Annotated in this window: 17 protein-coding genes and 4 pseudogenes; 6 read left to right on the plus strand and 15 right to left on the minus strand. The window is 59.0% G+C overall.

Translation table 11 applies throughout. The features are described from left to right. The first annotated feature begins 295 nt into the window (after positions 1-295). The 3 genes and pseudogenes from NZK81_RS20725 to NZK81_RS20735 all read left to right on the plus strand — a co-directional run bounded on the left by NZK81_RS20725 (position 296) and on the right by NZK81_RS20735 (position 2,150). Positions 296-1,041: pseudogene (locus tag NZK81_RS20725) on the plus strand (IS5 family transposase). 57 nt (positions 1,042-1,098) lie between these two features. Next, a complete protein-coding gene (locus NZK81_RS20730; RefSeq protein ID WP_260047905.1) occupies positions 1,099-1,659 on the plus strand; it encodes an IS110 family RNA-guided transposase in 561 nt (186 codons plus the stop codon). Beyond that, on the plus strand, positions 1,566-2,150 hold the full coding sequence (locus tag NZK81_RS20735) for an IS110 family RNA-guided transposase (RefSeq protein ID WP_260047909.1): 585 nt from the start codon (positions 1,566-1,568) through the stop codon (positions 2,148-2,150). The genes NZK81_RS20730 and NZK81_RS20735 overlap by 94 nt, the downstream gene beginning before the upstream one ends. A 240-nt stretch (positions 2,151-2,390) precedes the next feature. On the opposite strand, the pseudogene NZK81_RS20740 reads toward NZK81_RS20735, so the two are convergent. Then, positions 2,391-2,648: pseudogene (locus NZK81_RS20740) on the minus strand (transposase); the annotation flags it as partial. On the opposite strand from NZK81_RS20740, the pseudogene NZK81_RS21760 reads away from it, so the two are divergent. After that, positions 2,614-2,814: pseudogene (locus tag NZK81_RS21760) on the plus strand (hypothetical protein); the annotation flags it as partial. The pseudogenes NZK81_RS20740 and NZK81_RS21760 overlap by 35 nt on opposite strands. 60 nt (positions 2,815-2,874) lie before the next feature. On the opposite strand, the gene NZK81_RS20745 reads toward NZK81_RS21760, so the two are convergent. From NZK81_RS20745 to NZK81_RS20780, 8 genes are all read right to left on the minus strand, one after another. Then, entirely contained in the window at positions 2,875-3,300 is a 426-nt protein-coding gene (locus NZK81_RS20745) for a BphX family protein (protein WP_188823700.1), read from the minus strand. Positions 3,301-3,310: 10 nt separating this feature from the next. Beyond that, the gene (locus NZK81_RS20750; RefSeq protein WP_188823702.1) at positions 3,311-3,595 is read right to left on the minus strand and encodes a DUF1330 domain-containing protein; all 285 of its coding nucleotides are present in this window, start codon (positions 3,593-3,595) and stop codon (positions 3,311-3,313) included. Positions 3,596-3,638: 43 nt separating this feature from the next. Next, positions 3,639-4,706, minus strand: a complete 1,068-nt coding sequence (locus tag NZK81_RS20755) for a tartrate dehydrogenase (protein ID WP_188823704.1) — start codon at positions 4,704-4,706, stop codon at positions 3,639-3,641. A 13-nt stretch (positions 4,707-4,719) separates the two neighbouring features. Next, positions 4,720-5,733 (minus strand): ketopantoate reductase family protein, encoded by a 1,014-nt coding sequence (locus NZK81_RS20760; protein ID WP_188823706.1) that lies wholly within the window; start codon positions 5,731-5,733, stop codon positions 4,720-4,722. Positions 5,734-5,758: 25 nt separating this feature from the next. Beyond that, complete coding sequence (locus NZK81_RS20765; protein WP_188823708.1) at positions 5,759-6,721, minus strand: dihydrodipicolinate synthase family protein; 963 nt, start codon at positions 6,719-6,721, stop codon at positions 5,759-5,761. Positions 6,722-6,917: 196 nt separating this feature from the next. Then, positions 6,918-8,015, minus strand: coding sequence for an NAD(P)-dependent alcohol dehydrogenase (locus tag NZK81_RS20770; RefSeq protein WP_188823710.1), 1,098 nt, complete (start codon positions 8,013-8,015; stop codon positions 6,918-6,920). 41 nt (positions 8,016-8,056) lie between these two features. Continuing rightward, positions 8,057-8,581, minus strand: coding sequence for an aromatic-ring-hydroxylating dioxygenase subunit beta (locus tag NZK81_RS20775; RefSeq protein ID WP_188823712.1), 525 nt, complete (start codon positions 8,579-8,581; stop codon positions 8,057-8,059). 25 nt (positions 8,582-8,606) lie between these two features. After that, entirely contained in the window at positions 8,607-9,986 is a 1,380-nt protein-coding gene (locus tag NZK81_RS20780; protein ID WP_188823715.1) for an aromatic ring-hydroxylating oxygenase subunit alpha, read from the minus strand. Between the two features lie 185 nt (positions 9,987-10,171). Between NZK81_RS20780 and NZK81_RS20785 the strand changes: the two are divergent. Beyond that, positions 10,172-10,773: pseudogene (locus tag NZK81_RS20785) on the plus strand (IS5 family transposase); the annotation flags it as partial. Between the two features lie 74 nt (positions 10,774-10,847). On the opposite strand, the gene NZK81_RS20790 reads toward NZK81_RS20785, so the two are convergent. Both NZK81_RS20790 and NZK81_RS20795 read right to left on the minus strand, forming a co-directional pair. Then, a protein-coding gene (locus NZK81_RS20790) for an IS630 family transposase (RefSeq protein WP_188823717.1) occupies positions 10,848-11,815 on the minus strand; the annotation gives its coding sequence in 2 pieces (ribosomal slippage) (positions 10,848-11,476 and positions 11,476-11,815; 969 coding nt in all). 41 nt (positions 11,816-11,856) lie between these two features. Then, complete coding sequence (locus tag NZK81_RS20795; protein ID WP_229710692.1) at positions 11,857-13,212, minus strand: IS701 family transposase; 1,356 nt, start codon at positions 13,210-13,212, stop codon at positions 11,857-11,859. Positions 13,213-13,373: 161 nt separating this feature from the next. Between NZK81_RS20795 and NZK81_RS20800 the strand changes: the two genes are divergently transcribed. Continuing rightward, a protein-coding gene (locus tag NZK81_RS20800; protein ID WP_260047906.1) for an IS5 family transposase occupies positions 13,374-14,134 on the plus strand; the annotation gives its coding sequence in 2 pieces (ribosomal slippage) (positions 13,374-13,698 and positions 13,698-14,134; 762 coding nt in all). 18 nt (positions 14,135-14,152) lie between these two features. Here the strand turns inward: NZK81_RS20800 and NZK81_RS20805 are convergent. The 4 genes from NZK81_RS20805 to NZK81_RS20820 form a co-directional block, all read right to left on the minus strand. Further along, positions 14,153-14,497, minus strand: a complete 345-nt coding sequence (locus NZK81_RS20805) for a cupin domain-containing protein (protein ID WP_188823908.1) — start codon at positions 14,495-14,497, stop codon at positions 14,153-14,155. Positions 14,498-14,624: 127 nt separating this feature from the next. After that, positions 14,625-16,520, minus strand: a complete 1,896-nt coding sequence (locus NZK81_RS20810) for an AMP-binding protein (protein WP_188823910.1) — start codon at positions 16,518-16,520, stop codon at positions 14,625-14,627. Between the two features lie 17 nt (positions 16,521-16,537). Continuing rightward, positions 16,538-17,437, minus strand: coding sequence for a DMT family transporter (locus tag NZK81_RS20815; RefSeq protein ID WP_188823905.1), 900 nt, complete (start codon positions 17,435-17,437; stop codon positions 16,538-16,540). A gap of 258 nt (positions 17,438-17,695) precedes the next feature. Beyond that, a partial coding sequence (locus NZK81_RS20820) for an integrase core domain-containing protein (RefSeq protein WP_260047907.1) occupies positions 17,696-18,140 on the minus strand: 445 nt, incomplete at its 5' end.

Consider the following 18,140-nt stretch of genomic DNA (forward strand, 5'->3'; position numbering starts at 1 on the left):
CTCAATCCGGCGCATCTGCGCCTCACTCAACAACCAAAGCTCAGACACTCGCAGCACCTCCTCAGTGCCGCTATTGAATCAATTCGTCATCGCCAGCGCAAGCGATTTAATGGGTCCTGAGCCTACTTCAGCTCGTGCGGATATGAACCGGAATGAACGAAAACCGCTCTAGCGCCGGGCGTCACCATTAGGTTTCGTGGACAAAGCTTGACTGGGGACTCGGTCGCTGATTCAAGGCTGGCTTTTGGAGGCAGCCTTGGGCGAGCGGATCGGCGTTACGGACGAAGAATGGGAAGTGATCGGGCCGCTGCTGCCGCCTGAGCACGGTCGTGGATGCCGCCCGGCGCAGGATAATCGCCCTTATTTCGAGGGCATGATGTGGATTGCGCGGACCGGCGCGCAATGGCGGCACCTGCCGGACGAGTATGGCAAGTGGAACAGCGTGTTCCGGCGCTATCGACGATGGGTCACGACCGGCGTGTTCGATGCCATGCTCGAGACGCTGGCCGAACTGGCGGGGCGCGACGCGGCCGCCGACATGATCGACAGCACGGTGGTCCGGGCACATCATTGTGCCGTCGGCATAAAAAGGGGACTCAGCAAACCGAGGCGCTTGGCCGATCGCGAGGCGGCTTCACGACGAAGCTCCACGCAAGGTGCGATGCCAGGGGCCTCCCCCTCGGCTTCGTGCTGACACCCGGACAGGCGCACGATGTGCAGGGCTTCGCCCCACTGTTCCGTATGATAACCGACCGGATCAAGGCCTTCCTGGCCGACCGGGGCTACGATGCCGATGCGATCCGCGAAGAGATCGAGGCGGCGGGTGTCGAGGCGGTGATCCCTGCCAAGGTCAACCGGCGCAATCCCGCCCCGCACGACCGCGCGAAATACAAATGGCGCAACCTGATCGAACGCCTGTTCAACAAACTCAAGAACTGGCGGCGCATCGCGACCCGCTACGATAAAACCAAAGAATCATACCTCGGCTTCGTAGCGCTCGTGTCAGTCAAACTCTGGATACCCTTTGTCCACGAAACCTAATGGGATGACCCGCCCTGTCCTTCCACTCAAAGTGGGGTGATCAAGAAGGAGGACGCAATGAGTATACGTAACAAGCCAAGAGATGCGGCCGTGTTCGGCATCGACATCGGCAAGACGGTCTTTCACGTCGTCGGTCTCGATGCCGAGCGCTCGCCGATCCAGAAAGCGACGTTCAGACGAGAGACGTTGCTGCAGTTCTTTGAACGCGCTTCGCCGGTGCTGGTCGGGATGGAAGCGTGTCCCGGCTCGCAGTGGCTGGCGCGCAAGCTCCAGGCGATGGGGCATACGGTGCGGATAGTGCCGGCACAGTTTGTGAAGCCCTTCGTGAAGTCGAACAAGAACGACATCATCGACGCGGAGGCCATCGCGGAAGCCGTGACGAGGCCTACGATGCGCTTCGTTGAGATCAGAACGCCCGAACAAATCGACCTGCAGGCGCTCCATCGCGTCCGCGACCGGATGATCGCCCATCGTACTCGACTGATCAGCAGATGCGCGCCTTCTGCCTGGAATATGGCATCGCGATCCACCAAGGTGCGGGCAAATTCAAGGCAGACATGCCACGTGTCCTGGCCGACGAAGGCAATGAACTCAGCCCTGCCATGCGCCATTTGCTGAATGAGGTGTTCGGTGAACTGGGTGATCTCGAACAGCGCATTGCGGCAATGAACCGCGAGATCGAAGCAATAGCCGCACGCAGCGACACGGCGCGTCGATTGATGACTGTGCCAGGCGTCGGCCCTTTGGCCTCCACGGCCTTGCTTGCTTCAGCAGGCAATGGTCGTCAGTTCCGTAAAGCTCGTGACTTGGCTGCATGGCTCGGCCTCGTCTCTCGGGAGTACTCGACCGGCGGCAAAACGAGGCTGCTCGGGATCAGCAAGCGCGGCAACGAGTACCTCCGGCGCATGATCATCCACGGAGCCCGATCCTGCGTGACGCATCTTGACCGAAGCAGGGACCGCCTGGGTCCGTGGCTTGATGGCCTGGAGAGCCGTATGCACAAGAACAAGGTCACTGTCGCATTGGCTGCCAAGATCGCCCGCATCCTGTGGGTCGTGCTGACCAAGCCGGGTGCCAGTTACGAGCGGAGGGATCCAGCCTTCGGCTGATCCAACGCGCTACAGACTGCGAGGTTCGTGAGCGTGATGACGAAACAGTTGACCAGCGTATCGTAAGCTCAGTCAAAAAAACGGGCCAACAGCCCGGAGCATTTATCCGAGAACGGTACGCGCGGATCTCATCAAGGCCTGGCCGCAACAGCGGTCCACTCGCGAGAGGCCGGATACATTTGTGCAGACTGGCACCGTCAACACCAAACGACCCTTGCATGGACAGGGCGGGTCATACATTTTTGCGCTGATCTCCTTGAGCATGGCATTGTCGAGCATCGAATCCGCCAGCAGCTTCTTGAGCCTGGCGTTTTCGTCCTAGAGCGTCCGCAGGCGCCGCGCCTCGGAAATCTCCAGCCCACCGAACTTCGACTTCCACTTGTAGAACGTGGCTGAGCTGATCCCATGGCGGCGGCACACGTCCGCCGTCGCCATCCCCGCCTCCTGCTCCTTCAAGATCGCAATGATCTGCTCTTCGTTGAACCTGCTGCGCCTCATTTTTGTCCGACTCCTTCGCGTCGGACTCTACCGAAAATTGGTCACATTTCAGGGGAGCACGTCAGCCGCTTTCGACCCGACGGCACCAGTTCGCTGCAGCGCGATCGAAGCGGGCAGACCGTCGGAACTCGTTCACCTCACCGGCGCGATTCCTCGGTTCGCCCGACAGACAGGGCTGCCTTGCCCTGCCGCAGACGATGTTATCGCTCGGTTGCGGGCCCATAGACTACGCCTTTACCGATCCGGCGGTTTCCCGCTCAACCGCGCTTACGGCAAACCAAGCGCCCGCGACAATCACTGCGTGAGCTGCCAAGGTCGTCAACCCGACCCACAAAGCCTCCCCGCTCCAGACAATGCTATAGATATCCCAGGCGGAGCCGACGAGTTCGGTCAGCACTATCACCGGAACCAGCGCCCGGTAGCGCAACGGATCGCGGGCACCCCACAACGCCACAAGGCCGATTGCCGCCAGTTGTAGGCCAACGATTAACCAGGCATCGAGCAGTAGTCCGAAAGACGGCGTCCCCTGCCCCAGCACGATCCCAGGGTAGATCAACGGCAGCGCCCCGCCGTAGACCGGAGGCCAGAGCAGCAGGAGATTGCAGAGATACCAGACCCCCACGGCGACCAGGAAAATGCGCAGAACCTTCATCGCGGCCTCCTCATGCGATCGCGTAGATATCCGACGTGGTGTAGGCGATCCGCGCATCCCTGTGCGGCGCATAGTCTGGATCGTTCATGAAGGCATCGATCGCTTCCATCGAGGGAAACCTGATCACGACAACATAGTCCGGCTCGGCTCCTTCGCCCTCGTAACGGACGAATTGATGCGAGCGGCAGGCCATTTCCCCGCCGTGCCGACCGATCAGCGCCGGAACCGCGTCCATATAGCCTGCCACCCAGGCTTCGTCGTGCGACTTGATCGATCCGATGAAATAAGCAGCCATCACTCTGTTTCCTTTCGTCAGTCTGGGATCCCCAGCTTTCCTGCTATAGGCCTAGCAAAATGGTGCGGATTGCCTCTGCAAGTCCGGCTGTTGTCCCATTGCCGCCAAGATCGGGAGGCTTGGCGATATCGGGATCAGTGAGCGCAATTGCGAGCGCGCGCATCACCAGCGCGGCGGGCTCGGCTTCGCCGAGATGTTCCAGCATCATTGCACCCGACCAAATCTGGCCGATCGGATTGGCGATGCCCTGCCCGGCGATGTCAGGAGCAGACCCGTGGACCGGCTCGAACATCGAAGGGAACCGCCGTTCGGGGTTGAGGTTAGCAGAAGGCGCCACAGCGATGGTGCCAGTGATCCCCGGCCCCAGATCGGAAAGAATATCACCAAACAAGTTCGAACCAACCACCACATCGAAACGTTCTGGCGACATAACGAAGCGCGCGGCGAGAATATCGACATGATACTGGTCGGTCGCGACATCGGGATATTCGGTGCCAATTGCGGCAAAGCGTTCGTCCCAGAACGGCATCGAATGATAGAGACCATTCGACTTGGTGGCGGAGGTGACGTGCTTGCGGCCGAGCCGGCGCGCGAAATCGAAGGCATAGCGCAGGATCCGGTCGGTGCCGCGGCGGGTGAAGATTGCCTGCTGGAGGACGATTTCATCCTCGCCGGTCCCGGTCCGGCCGCCGACCTGCGAATATTCGCCTTCCGAGTTTTCGCGCACCACCCAGAAATTGATGTCGCCTGGAGCCTTGTCGCGCAAGGGCGAAGCGATGCCCGGTAGCAGCCGCACCGGACGCAGGTTGACGTACTGCTCGAACTCGCGCCGGATCGGCAGCAGTAACCCCCACAGCGATATATGATCAGGCACTCCCGGATAGCCGACCGCGCCGAGGAACACCGCATCATGATCACGCAATCGGTCTAGCCCATCATCGGGCATCATCTTGCCGGTTTCGAGGTAGGTCTGGCAGCTCCAGTCGAAGTGCCGGAAATCGACCGCGAAGCCGCACCTTTCGGCCGCGGTCGTCAGAACGTCAATCGCGGCCGGCACCACTTCGCGGCCAATTCCATCTCCCGGAATGCTGGCGATGGAATAACGCTTCATGGTCAAGCTCTCATCACAGATAGCTGTTCAAAGTCTTGAGCACCCGATAGGCGCTGAGAAAGGCTGGCGCAGAAACCTGCAGCTGCTCAGCTGCGGCCGCGAGCGGCCCCAGGACTTCGTCAACTTCCATCCGTCGGCCCGCCACCAGATCGTCATGCATCGAGGTGCGGACGGGACGGTTTTCCGGCTTGAACCTGGTGCCCATCGCCATGACACCGGCCACTGCCTCTTCAAAGCCTTCACGGTCAATCTCGACCAACCTGGATACCGGCGCGAAATAGTTCTGCGGTTCGTAGCCAAGCGCCTTGTAGATTGCCAACAGATCCTTGACGACGTGAACGTAGTGTTCAGCACCTTCACGCACCGCCACGCCATCCACGAAATCGAGCTTCGGTATGGCTCCCAGGGTGCTGACGCTCCAAGACGACGCGCTGCCGACCTGAACGATCTTTTCCCAATGGACATGGACTATGTCGGGGGTCGAGCGTGAACCCATTCCCGCCTGGTCGAGCGCTTCGGCCATGATCCGCGTGCGGTCGCTTTCCCCGCCCTCGAGCTCTCCGAAATAAGCGGTGACCGGAACCGCCATGTGATTGAGCGCCCGGCCTGGTTCCAGCAGGGTCGCCCCATCCATGATCGAACCTCCGATCACCTTGTCCTTGCCGAACGCGGCCTGGAGTTTGCCTTCCTTGCCCACGCCGTTTTGCAAGGTCAGCGCGCAAGCGGTGCGATCGACCAACACCTGCGCATCGGCCAGCGCCTGATCGGTACCCTTGGCCTTGGTCAGCAGGATGTAATAGTCGATGTCGCCTTCAACCTCCTCGGGCGTTTCGACCGCGAAGAGGTTTTCGCGCTGGACGAATTGCGCCCGCACGCCCCAAATACTCAGGCCATCCCGATGGATAGCCTCGACATGCGGCTTGCGCGCGATCATCGTGACCTTGTGCCCGCCGCGCGCCAAGAAGCCGCCGATGACCGAGCCCAGTCCGCCGGCGCCATGGAAGCAGAAATGCAATTGCTTGGACATATCCACGACTCCCGTTGCACTTAGCTCAAGCGATACCCAATTCGACGAGCTTGGCCCGGATTTCATCCTTCTTTTGCGGAGTCACATCGGCCACCGGAGGGAGTATCGGACCAGCCTTGAGGCCGATCGCCTCGTACCAAGCCTTCACGTTGGCGAGTGCGCTGGCATAGGTCGCGGTGCGGGCAATATCCCACAGGAAGTTGTCGTGATAGAATTCGCGGACATCGCTGAGCTGACCGGAAACGGCACGCGCTTCCTCCCATTTCCCTTCATGCGCCAAGCGGATGTATTCCTTGGCGAAATGGCGCTTCTTACCGTACAGAATGTACGATAATTCACCCCAGCAAACCGTGCCGCCAAGACGCAGATCGTCGAGGAAGAAGTATTCGAATGGCTCCATCGTGTTGAAGCCTTCGGGCATCAGTTGGCGGATCTTGATGGTTTCGGCACGGTTCATGGCGCCTTGTTTGACGCCGATCACGGTATCGATATCGGCCAAACGGCGCATCAAGTCCCAGCTCAGCACGGTGCCCGAGACCGGGGTCCGGTAGAGGCAGACGGCCAGATCAGTGTGGTCGGTCAGGAACTTGAACCAGGAATAAATTTCGTCGTCGCGCTTGAGCTGTACAACAGGGTTGATCACCTCAGCCCCGCTAAACCCGAGTTTCTTGACGAAATCCATTTTCTCAATCGCGGTATAGACGCTTGGATCGAGCACGATGGTCCACAGATCGAGCCGCCCAGCATTCGCCTCAGCGACAATCTCGTGATAGCGAAACCAGTCTGACGGGGAGATATTCCAGCATTCGGCGATGAACCCACCGACAGCCAAGCCATCTACGCCCATTTCGACATATTTATCAATGTTGTTGCGGATGCCTTCTACATCCAACTTGTAGTCTGCAGTCATTGGGGTGACCGGGCACTGGTAGAAGCCCCTTATCGTCTTCGTAGCCCAAGCTTTAGCGTCCTTACGATCATATTCCATTTGGGGTACTCCTCATCTCGATTTGGATCAGAATTTCAGCTTGCATCGCCGTTCATGAAGGCGCCAGCGCCGGCTGCCCGATGCCTTTCTCGCAATCGGCACCCGGAAAGGCGATGCGCTGACACAGTCCGGTTCCCGAGGCTCAGTGCAGGTCCAAGACGGCTCAACCCGATTGGATCGCCGCCCCAGAAGCGATCTACATCTTGAGAATGGCCTTGATCGCCTTTCCGGTCTTTTCGGTATCCTCGACAGCCTGGTTGATCTGGTCGAGATCATAGAATGTACAGAGCTTCTCGAACGGGAACAACCCGGCCTTCTGCATCGCAATCAGTTGCGGGATGAAGACCTGCGGGGTACTCGATCCTTCGACTACGCCGCGCAATTTGCGGCCAAACAGCATGTTGTTCATGTCCAGCGAAAATTCGGTGCCCAGCTTCGCTCCGCCGACCACTGCGGTTTCACCCATGTTGTGCGTGCTGTCCACCGCCGAGCGCAGCACCGCTGGAATGGCGGTGGTATCCATGGCATAATCGGTGCCGCCACCGGTCATCGCGATGATCGTTTCCTGAGCGTTGACTGTGTTGGCGTCGATCACAGCGGTGGCGCCCAGTTCACGCGCCAGTTCCAAGCGGCCTGCGTTGCGGTCAACCGCGATGATCTTGAGGCAGCCCGAGGCCTTGGCGGCCATCACTGCGCTGAGGCCGACCGACCCGACCCCGAAGATCGCGATCGAGGAGCCAGGTTCGGGACAAAGCGCATTGAGGATGCTGCCCGCCCCGGTCTGGATGCCGCAGCCCAGTGGGCCCAAAAGTTCGATCTGTGCGTCGTCGGCAACCTTGACGCAGTTGTTTTCCGACGCGATCGAATAGGTCGCGAACGAGGATTGCCCGAAGAAGCAGGCGTTGACCTCTTGGCCCTTGCGGGTAATCGGCGTCGAACCATCCAGGCGGCGGCCCATGAAATTGAGCGGGAACAGGCTCGGACAATAGGCCTGATGCCCCTTGAGGCACGACGGACAGGTGCCGCAATAGCTGAAGGAGAGCACGACCTTGTCACCTGGCTTGACAGTGGTCACGCCGCGTCCGACCTTTTCGACAACGCCCGAACCTTCATGGCCCAGCACCGCCGGCAGCGGCGTCGGGTAATATTGATCGCGAACTGTCAGGTCGGTATGACACATGCCAGCTGCGGCAACCTTGACCAGCACTTCGCCGTCGCGCGGATCCTCGATAGAGACGTTATCCAGAACGAATTCGCCGCCCTGTCGCTCGATTATTGCCGCGTATGCTTCCATTTTTGCTCTCCCGTTTCCGATTTCCAGTTGATCGAATTTGTTTATACGAAGAAATAGAGATTCTTGTCTTGCACGACGCGCGCGTCGATATTCAGCTTCCTGCTGAATACCTTGAAGCCGCTGTCAGTTTTCCGCAGCTTGTCTTCGCGTCCCAACGTGTGCACGTAAACTTCGCTCTGTCGGCGATTGCGGTGCACCAGAACATTGGAAAAAACCTCGAATTCATCCGGTGCAATTTCGAATGCTTCGACATTGGTGACGAAATAGCGGATCCGTGACGGCGGGTCTTCCATCCATACCTGACCCGTCAGCAACCGGTCGACCCGCTGCTGCAGCTCGGCATAGTCATCGTTGTAGATTGCGGCATCCCCCGGCGTTGGATCCGGGCGTCGGTCACGTGAGAACCGCTGTTCGTAAACTGGCATCCAGTAATGGATATCTTCGGCGATTACAGTATCGAACCATTTGCGATATTGCTGGTTTTGCAACATCCGCACCTCGGCGGAATAGTGACTGACGATGGCATGATGCAGTTCCATGCCTACGGGCTTGCGTGTTTCGGTCATCTTGCGGTCCAGATTGCTGTCGGGATTAGTCTTGCGGCTCGGCTTGCTTCGCCGACAGACGATCAGGCCAGAAATTACGGTTGGTCCACATTGCATCCCAGGTATCGTCATTGGCCCGGATAGCGGCCCAATCCGGCGCATCGAGCATTTCTTGCCAGAAACGATAAAAGCCCCGATACGAGGTTTCGCCGATGAAGCTGACCCCGACAATTCCTGGATAGACGGGGTGCGGCCCTTCGCGGTCCTTGCCCATGCTCGAATTCATCCGCCCCTTGCGGGTGATGATACCGTTGTTGCTGTAGGTTGCCGAGGACATGTTTTCGCCATCGTCGCTTTCCAGTGTCCCAGCAGTGCCAAACGAGCGAATCGCTTCGCGCTGGATCGACCGCTTCGTTTCGGTGTCGGCGTTCTTCGGCACCATGGTATAGGTCCAGACCTCGATTTCATGCGGCCCGCGTGGATGCCAGATCTTGAAGGTGTTGGTTCCATAGAGGAACGAACAGTTGGGAAAAATGGACGCATTCCAGTGACCGACATAGAGCCGTTCACGCTCAGGCCCGAATTTCTCACGAATTTCGCCCCGCGTCTCCTCGAGATAGTTGACGTAGCCGTCGCGCTTGACGTGGATCGCAGTCGCCGCATTATCGATTACGCCAAACCCGTGGCCATGCCGCATAGTGAATTGCAGGCCAAGGTCGTCGAACGGCATGTCTGCGCGATTTCCTGACAGGCCAGCCAACTCCCCCCCGATCATCTGCAGAGCGGCGGCATGGGTCCATCCCACGTGATAGCCGTCACCGACGAAGTTTTCGGTGGGAACCTTCCAGTTGCAAGCCAGTGTGCTCTTAAGAGGTGGCCCGAGCAGTTCCATCCCACCTTCCGGGCCACCCCAAATCGTATCGAGGTACCAGCAGAAGTCCCCCAGATAGTCCTCAAGCGAGGGCGCTTCGGGATCATGGCAGCCGAAGATGAAGCCCTTATAAGTTTCGACCCGGATCGGCGCGAGCCCCAGCTTGGATTTGTCGAGATCGCTGTGATAACACCGCTCTTCCATCGGAACATCGACGAGCGAACCATCCTGACCGAAAACCCAACCATGATAATTACATACAAATGCCTTGGCGCTGCCGCTGTCAGCATGACAGATCTGGTTGCCGCGGTGAGTGCAGGAATTGATGAACGCCTTCAGCGAACCGTCAGACTGCCGCGACAAGATGACCCGGTCTTCTGCCATGTAAGTCGTAATGAAGTCGCCCGGTTTGGGAACTAATGAATCATGCCCCAGCATGAGCCAGCAGCGCGAGAAAATGCGCTCCAGCTCCAGCTGATAGACATCTTGATCCCAGAACACCCGGCGAGACTGACTTGCACCGGCGTTATCGACCAGTGTCGACGATCCATTCATCGCATCGCTCCCATGCCTTTTGGTACGAATGCCGCATAGTCGACTCGCGCTATACATGCAATACGATGCACCATATGCAAAGCCTACCGTTGACACAATGACGAGCTTCAATCCTCATCCAGTTTGTCGCGCTACACTCGACCACATAATCCCGCACGATGTCGCGCAGCCCATCCGCGTCCCAGCCCCCCCCCACCTGCTACAACCGCTTCGTGCGATGGCGGAAAGCGGGCGTTTGGGATCGGATGATGGACGCCATCGCCGCTACGCATGAAGGCGACATCCAAATGATCGACAGCACTTCCGTCCGGGCGCACCAACAGGCTGCGACGGCAAAAAGGGGGATCGAGATCATTGTCTCGGTCGTTCCCGAGGTGGCCTCACGACCAAAATCCACGCGGTTGTCGATGGGCAAGGCCTCCCGATCCGGCTGAGCCTGACCGCTGGGCAAAGCCATGATGGCCAAACTGCCGACGAACTGCTCGACCATGTTGGGGCTGGAACAATCGTACTGGCGGATAAGGCTTACGATGTCGATAGCATCCGCGCGTCTCTCCGAGAAAAGGGGGCGTTCGCCAATATCCCACCCAAGGCCAACCGGAGATCGAAACCGTACTTCAGCACATGGCTGTACCGCCAGCGGAACCTGATTGAGCGCTTCTTCTCCAAGCTCAAGCACTTCCGCCGCGTCGCGACCCGCTACGACAAGTTGGCGGAGAACTTCCTTGCCATGGTGCAACTGGCGTCGATGCGTCTGTGGCTCCGCGTTTATGAGTCTACGGCCTAATGTGCAACTGTAATGCTAGCACTACTTTGGCAGAAGTTGATTGGGAGGTTTGGTGAGGCTAGAGCGGTTTTCGTTCATTCCGGTTCATATCCGCACGAGCTGAAGTAGTTGGCGCATTCGTCTGGCTGGAAGATGTCGATGAGCTTGCCGATCAGGCCCCACAGGCCGCTGACGGTTCGCTCACCCGCCTTTCGGAGCATGGCCTTGAGCCGGGAGAACGCCTTCTCGATCGGATTGAAGTCCGGGCTGTAGGGCGGAAGGAAGCGCAGGGTTGCGCCGGCTGCTTCGATCCGCTCACGCACCGATGCGCGCTTGTGGCTCGACAGATTGTCCATGATCACGGCATCGCCAGGTCGAAGCTCGGGTATGAGAACTTGCGTCGCGTGAGCGGATCGAAGCAGCACATAGGCCTCGAACCAGTCGCCGTTGATCGGACCATCGAGCACCATTGGCGCAACCATTCCGCTCATGCGCAGCCCGGCGACCAGTGTGGTGGTTTTGCGGTGACCATGCGGGAAGCCCATCCGCAGACGCTCGCCCCTGGCGCAGCGACCGTGGCTGCGGGTCATGTTTGTGGCAGTCCACGTCTCGTCGATGAACACGAGGCGCTCCGGTTCCAGATCGAGCTGGCCGTTGAACCACTGCCGCCTCTGCTTCAGGACATCGGGACGGTCCTGCTCGATCGCGTGCCCGGTCTTTTTTTACGCGTGATCCCGTGGCGCTGGAAGAAGCGGTGCACCGTGCCGATCCCGACCGACGTGCCGCGCTCCATCAGCCGCGCCTGGACCTCGACTAGGGTAATGTCACCCTGCTCAGCAATCAACTCCCGGATGAAGCCGCCATGCGCCTCGATCTTGCCCGAATGCCGGTCACCGCCGCGCGGTTTTGCAACTGCCTGACCAAGCTCAAGTGCCCGTTGCCGCCAGCGGATCGCGCTCGATGCGCTGACCTCAAAATGCATCGCAGCCGCACGGCAGCTCATGCCCCCATCAATCGCAGCATTAACTCTGTCTCGAAGGTCCTGTGAAAGCGTTCGTGCCATCCAAGCTGGCCTCCTGCCACCAGCAGGTAGCGTGAATCACATCAGCGCAGCAATGGGAATCCCCGTTGAGTCAGATCGTGTGGAAACCGCTCTAAATCCGCAATGAGGACAATGATCCGGGGTTGCGCGAGACAGGCGTTCAATGATCGCCCGGCGAACTGCCGGCAAGGTGGGGTTGGGGAGGCGGGCCGAGGACTCTTTTTTTTCCGCCCCGCCAGAGCAAGCCTTCGGGACTGCAGGAAGGCGTAGGCCATCATTATCAAGGCATGGCGGTGAAGTCCGGTCCAGGATCGTCCTTCGAGGTGGTCCAGGCCAAGTTCTCCCTTGAGTTGCTGATGCGCTTGTTCGCAGACCCAGCGGGCCTTGATCGCTCCGGCGAGAGCTTTGATCGGGGTGTCTCCGGGCAGATTGGCGAGATAGTATTTTCGCTCGCCATTCGAGCGACGCTCGCCCACCGGCCAGGCTTCCTCACCGGGCATGTGCTGAGCCCCGGCAGAGTCGATCCGCTGGGGTGCTCCATCGGCAATGCGCACGCTCATGACCGCAAAGCGGGCCGTCAGCCGACACTTGGTGCCCTTGCGCCAGCCGACCTCTCGCCACTTCGCGCCTTCGAGCATCGCGTGCGCGGCCATGGATTTGACGTCTGGCACATGCCGCATCCGACGGCGACCGCGCCCGGCGTTAGGGTAGCTCAATTGCACGTCCGCGGGATAGACTCTCTGGTGCCGGGGGATGCCCACGGCCCAGCGAAGGTCGCGCTCACTCAGTGCCTGCCGGAAGGGGGCGAACAGCCCATAGCCGGCATCTGCCAAGACGCAGCCGAAGCGTAACCCGGCCGCGATAACACGATCAATCTCCTCAATCGCGATCTCTGGCTTAGTGCGGTATTCCTGCAAAGGCATAGGCGCACCCGCCTTTTGCATTCGCGCCACATCGCTTGTCCAGCTTTCCGGCAGGGACAGCCGCAAGCTCAGCATGAGTGGAACTTCGCCCGAGGCCAGTGTCACCGACACCATCGTCTGGCAGTTGGCATTCTTGCCCAGCGCCGTGGCATAGTGCGGCGCGACGCCAACCGAAGCCTTACCCTTCTTAGGCAGGGCGGTGTCGTCGACGATCAACCAGGATCCATCACCACCAACCAATTCATCGGCCTGCTTCCACAAGGTCGCTTCCATTGGGGCACTGTCCCATAGGCCAGCCCCGATGAAATGATGAAGCCGATCGTAGGGGATCGCATTCGAACGGGCTGCCATGGGTTGGATGCTCTTACGATCGCCGGGGCCGATCAGGCCAGCGATATAGGCCGGGCACATCCGACGGCGCGTCTTGTTACCCAGCGCTTCCAGATAAGGCGTGAGCCAACGCTCAAGATCCGCCTCCTGCCAGTCCTCGTCCATCGCCAGCCTCCGTCAAAGCTGGCTCCCCATCAATCACGCGATCAGCGACATGGGCATCCCAAAAATCACACTTCCGCCAAAGTAGTGCTAGGCTGTAGTGACATTTTAGGGATTCACGGGTGCGAGGATTTGTGATTCAACACTGGCTTTTGGAGGCTGGTGTGGAAGGCGAGGTATTGCGGGACGATCAGTGGGAGCGATTGCGTGAGTTTGTGCCGGGAGGCCGGAAGGGCAAGCGTGGCCCGAGAAGCGACGGCAGATTGTTTCTCAATGCGCTGCTTTGGCTGGCCCGTTCCGGTGGTCGCTGGCGCGATCTGCCGGAGCGGTTCGGCCCCTATCAGACGGCGAAGCGGCGTTATTACCGCTGGGTTGAGCAAGGCGTGATCGACCGGATTTTCGAGGCGGTGTCAGATGATCCCGACATTGAGTGGCTGGCGATTGATGCGACCGTGATCCGTGCTCAGGCTCAAGCTGCCGGAGCGCGGGTAAAAAGGGGGGTGCTCAAGCCCAGGCTCTCGGGCGCTCGCGCGGCGGGTTCGGCACAAAGGTCCACGCCGTAGTCGATGCCCTTGGCCTGCCGATCCGCTTCATCCTTGGCCCCGGCCAGCAGAACGACATGGCCCCCGCATGCGACCTGATCCGCGGCATCCCGGCAGGCAAGGTGCTGGCGGATCGCGCCTATGATGCCGACCGCCTGCACGACCTCATCTACGAGCAAGGTGGCGAGCCGGTCATCCCGCCTCGCCGCCACCGCATATATCAGCACCGCTATGACCGCATCGCCTACAAACAACGCTGGGGCATCGAAGGCTTCTTCGCCAAGCTCAAGCAATGGCGGCGCATCGCCACCCGCTATGACAAACTCGCCGCCAACTTCCTCGGCTTCGTCAAACTCGCATCCATCATGCTATGGATCAAATAGTTAAATCGTCACTACAACCTAGTCCTTCAGCCGGATATGGTCCGGCTCGAACCAAATGTCGATTGATTTTGTTCCCTTCTCGATCTTTGCTGAGTGAACTGCACCAGGTGCCACGATGTAGTACTCGCCGGGCCCGTAGATGCGGGTTTCTCCCTCAATTGTCATTTCGACTTCACCTTCCAAAACGATCCCCAAATGATGGCCGTGGACGTGGTCCGGTGCATTGAAGTCGCCGGTAAAGTCCGAGAAAACGAGCTGGGAATGCTCGCCTTGCAGGAGGTAGCCGGCGAAGCCTGAAACGTGATGCGTAATCGCGGGGAGTTTACTCTTGATGAGGTCTGGGTAGCCTTCTGCGATTTTCATTGTGAAGAAGCTCCTTAGGTTTGATGAATTTTGTGCGGAAAGCAAAGGGCGATAACCGGAAACACCCTTCCAGGCAGGCGTTTACGGTGAGTACAAATTCATGCTGGCTTTCTGCTGCCTTCGAAGGTCATGTCGTGGACTCGGCCTCGACGATTTCGGCAATCGTTGCTGGAACCGTACTGTCTTCTATCGTCGCCGGGATTTCGTATCTGGCGTGATTGACGATCTCGCGCAGCAGGTTGCGCAGGATTTTGCCCGATCGGGTCTTGGGGAGCTGCGGGACGATATGAACCTTTTTCATCGCCGCCACGGCGCCGAGCTCGGATCGCACGGCCTGAACGATCCGTCCGGTAAGGGTATGGTCGGCCTGGTGTCCCGCGCGGGGCGAGACGAAAGCAACCGGGATCATGCCCTTGACGGGATGCTTCGCGCCGATCACCGCGCATTCGGCAACACCTTCTTGTTTTGCGACGATCTGTTCCATCTGGCCGGTCGAAAGTCGATGCCCAGCGACATTGATGATGTCGTCGGTGCGACCCATGATGTGCAGAAAGCCGTCCGGATCCCGATGGCCCGTGTCTCCGGTTTCGTAGAAGCCGGGATAGGTCGCGAAGTTTTTCTCGTAGCCTGCCTGGTTGTTCCAGAGGGTTCGGAAGGCCCCGGGAGCAAGAGGCGCGCGAATGACGACGTTGCCGCTGTTGCCATCGGCAACGGGCTGTCCGCGATCGTCGAGGATCGCAAAATCATAGCCTGGCACTGCTAATCCAGCGCTTCCGCGCTTACGGCGCCAATCACCAAGGCCAATACAGGTGGCAATGGCGGGCCAGCCCAGCTCTGTTTGCCACCAGTGGTCGATCACCGGTAGGCCACTGTGCTGTTCGAGCCAATCGATCGTGTCGGGATCGGCGCGCTCGCCCGCAAGAAAGATTGCCTGGCATCGAGCGATGCCAAGTTGCCTGAGCAAGTCCCCTGCAGGATCTTCCTTGCGAATGGCGCGTATAGCGGTTGGTGCCGTGAAGAAGGACTTCACGCCATGCCGTTCGATAACGCGCCAGAACGTGCCGGGATCGGGAGTTCCCACCGGCTTGCCTTCGAACAAGACCGTAGCCGCTCCGACCAGCAAGGGCCCGTAGACAATGTAGCTGTGGCCGACCACCCAGCCAACATCGGATGCCGCCCAGAACGTGTCTCCAGCCTCGATCCCGTAAATGTTCGTCATGGACCAAGCCAGCGCCACCGCATGCCCGCCATTTTCGCGCACCACGCCCTTTGGCTTGCCGGTGGTTCCGGAGGTGTAAAGGATATAGAGCGGATCGGTTGCAGCAACCGATACGCAAGCGGGAATTTCATCCCCGGCAGTTAGTGCGTGCAGCTCCATCCAGTCGATGTCGCGCGGTGGACGCAGGGCGGCGGTCACCTGTTCGCGTTGCAGCAGCACAACATGGCGCACTTGATGGGAAGAGAGCGCTAGTGCTTCGTCCACTAGCGGTTTGTAGGCGATTGTCCGCCCGCCTTCGATCCCGCATGAGGCGGTCAGGACAAGTTTCGGCGCAGCATCATCGATCCGCTTGGAAAGTTCGGGCGGAGCAAAGCCGCCAAACACCACCGAATGAATGGCGCCAAGCCGGGCGCAGGCCAGCATGGCAAAAACGGTTTCCGGGACCATCGGCATGTAGATGACCACCCGATCGCCTTGCCCCACCCCAAGGCTCTTGAGCATTGCTGCGACGCGACCCGTTTGCTGGAGAAGTTCGGAATAGCTGTACCTCGCGATCGTCTTGGTAACCGGGCTGTCATAAATCAAAGCAGTGCAGTCGCCACGACCTGCGGCGACGTGCCGGTCGAGACAGTTGTAGCACGTGTTCAGTTGGCCGTCAGAGAACCATCCCAAGAAATCATCGAATGGCATATCTGCGCACGCAAACCAATCGATGGCTTCGGCCGCCCTCCCCCAGTACTTCGCAGCGTCAATGCTGGCTTCGTCCTGTGCAGCTTTGAGGCGGTTTATCGCGTGCTGCGACATGGAATCTTCGTTAAAACTCATTTACTTACCTTTCTTGAGAGCAGGAGTGACACCACGATGAGGAGTGACCCAACCAAATGATAGTGCGCAAACCTCTCCCCCAAGAGGGGGACGGCCATCAATACGCCGAAGACTGCCGGAAGATTCATGAAGAGGCCAGCTCGTACCGATCCAATCAGGGCAACCGCGCGATTGAACAACGCGTAGGAAACGAGTGAAGGAAAAATTCCGATGAATACCAGCGCACCTATCGAGGTCAGCGGCAGATCGGATGTGCCGTTAAGCAACATTTGCAAACCGTAAGGGGCGGAAAGCGAGACAATGCCCGCTGCAAATAGCACCACCAGCAGGCTGAAGTGATGCAACTGGGGCGCCCTGCGCAGGGAGGTCGCGTAGGCAGCGTAGAGAAAGACTGCCGCTAGCGCCAGGAGATCGCCAGCATTGAGGGACGCAAGGTGCAAGTTAAACAAGTCACCCTCAGTAATGATCCAAACGGCACCCAGAATCGACAGTCCTGCGCAGACAAACTGGAGCGAGGCAACTCGTTCGCGGAAAATCACTGCTGGCATGATCAGTGTCATGATCGGCATCGTGGATTGTAGCAGCAAGTTGTTGGTCGCCGTCGTAAACTGGAGACTGCTGTACACTAGAAAGGAAAAAACCCCAACTCCAAAGAACCCCAACAATCCCAGAAACCGCCACGACCGACGAATGGCAGGAAGATCGGCGCCAAGATGGCGCCATGCAAACGGCAGGATACATGTTGCGGCGATGAGCCATCTCCAAAAGCCGATCGTCACCGGAGAAAGGTCATCGCGAATGGCCCGGCCAACAATTGGATTCAGCGCCCAGAAAAGGCTTGCGAGGACCATAAGCAAGGTCGGGGAATCCCAGAACCTGACCGCAATCCCTTTCATCCCCCTCCCCAAACGCTGGTAGTGATCGCCTGTTGGTATCAGTGGGGAGCAAAGATTAGCCTTGCGCGCCACACCCATGTTGCATATAGTACACTGCATTGCATGCATAGGCCGAATTTGCTCTTGGAGCCTTAGGCTTAAAAATATGGCAGTTTGGGGATGCCAGGTGGTCTGAGCCCGAGGTTTCTACCGGCTATGAGTAGAGCCTGCGCCCGGTTTGCTCTGCCACCCAACCTTTGGACCGTTCAGGTCTGGAGTTTACGGCTCAGGTCTGGAGTTTACGGCCTTGCTCAGGTTCGGTGGGCTGGTTTCACCGACTGAGTTTGCAAGCATGATCGGGGAGATATTCCCAATCGCGCTATGCGGTCGATCCTCGTTGTAGTGTCTACGCCAAGCCTCCAGCTTTTCGCAAGCATCTTGCAGCGACAGGAACCAGTGGGCGTTCAGGCATTCGCTGCGCAGCTTGCTGTTGAACGCTTCGATGAACGCATCGTCTGTGGGTTTGCCTGGGCGGGAGAAGTCCAGGATCACACTGCGCTGGTAAGCCCACAGATCCATGTCCCGCGAGATAAATTCGCTGCCATAGCACATTGGGAAGCGGTCCCTCGAAGGGCCGCATCGCCTTGATGAAGACAAGGGCGCGCAGCGCCTGCAGGCTTCATCAAGGCGGTCATGACCGGCCAGCAGGTCTCTAGAGTGAAGT

Source organism: Novosphingobium mangrovisedimenti (assembly GCF_025153475.1).
In the GTDB taxonomy this organism is placed as follows: domain Bacteria; phylum Pseudomonadota; class Alphaproteobacteria; order Sphingomonadales; family Sphingomonadaceae; genus Novosphingobium; species Novosphingobium mangrovi_A.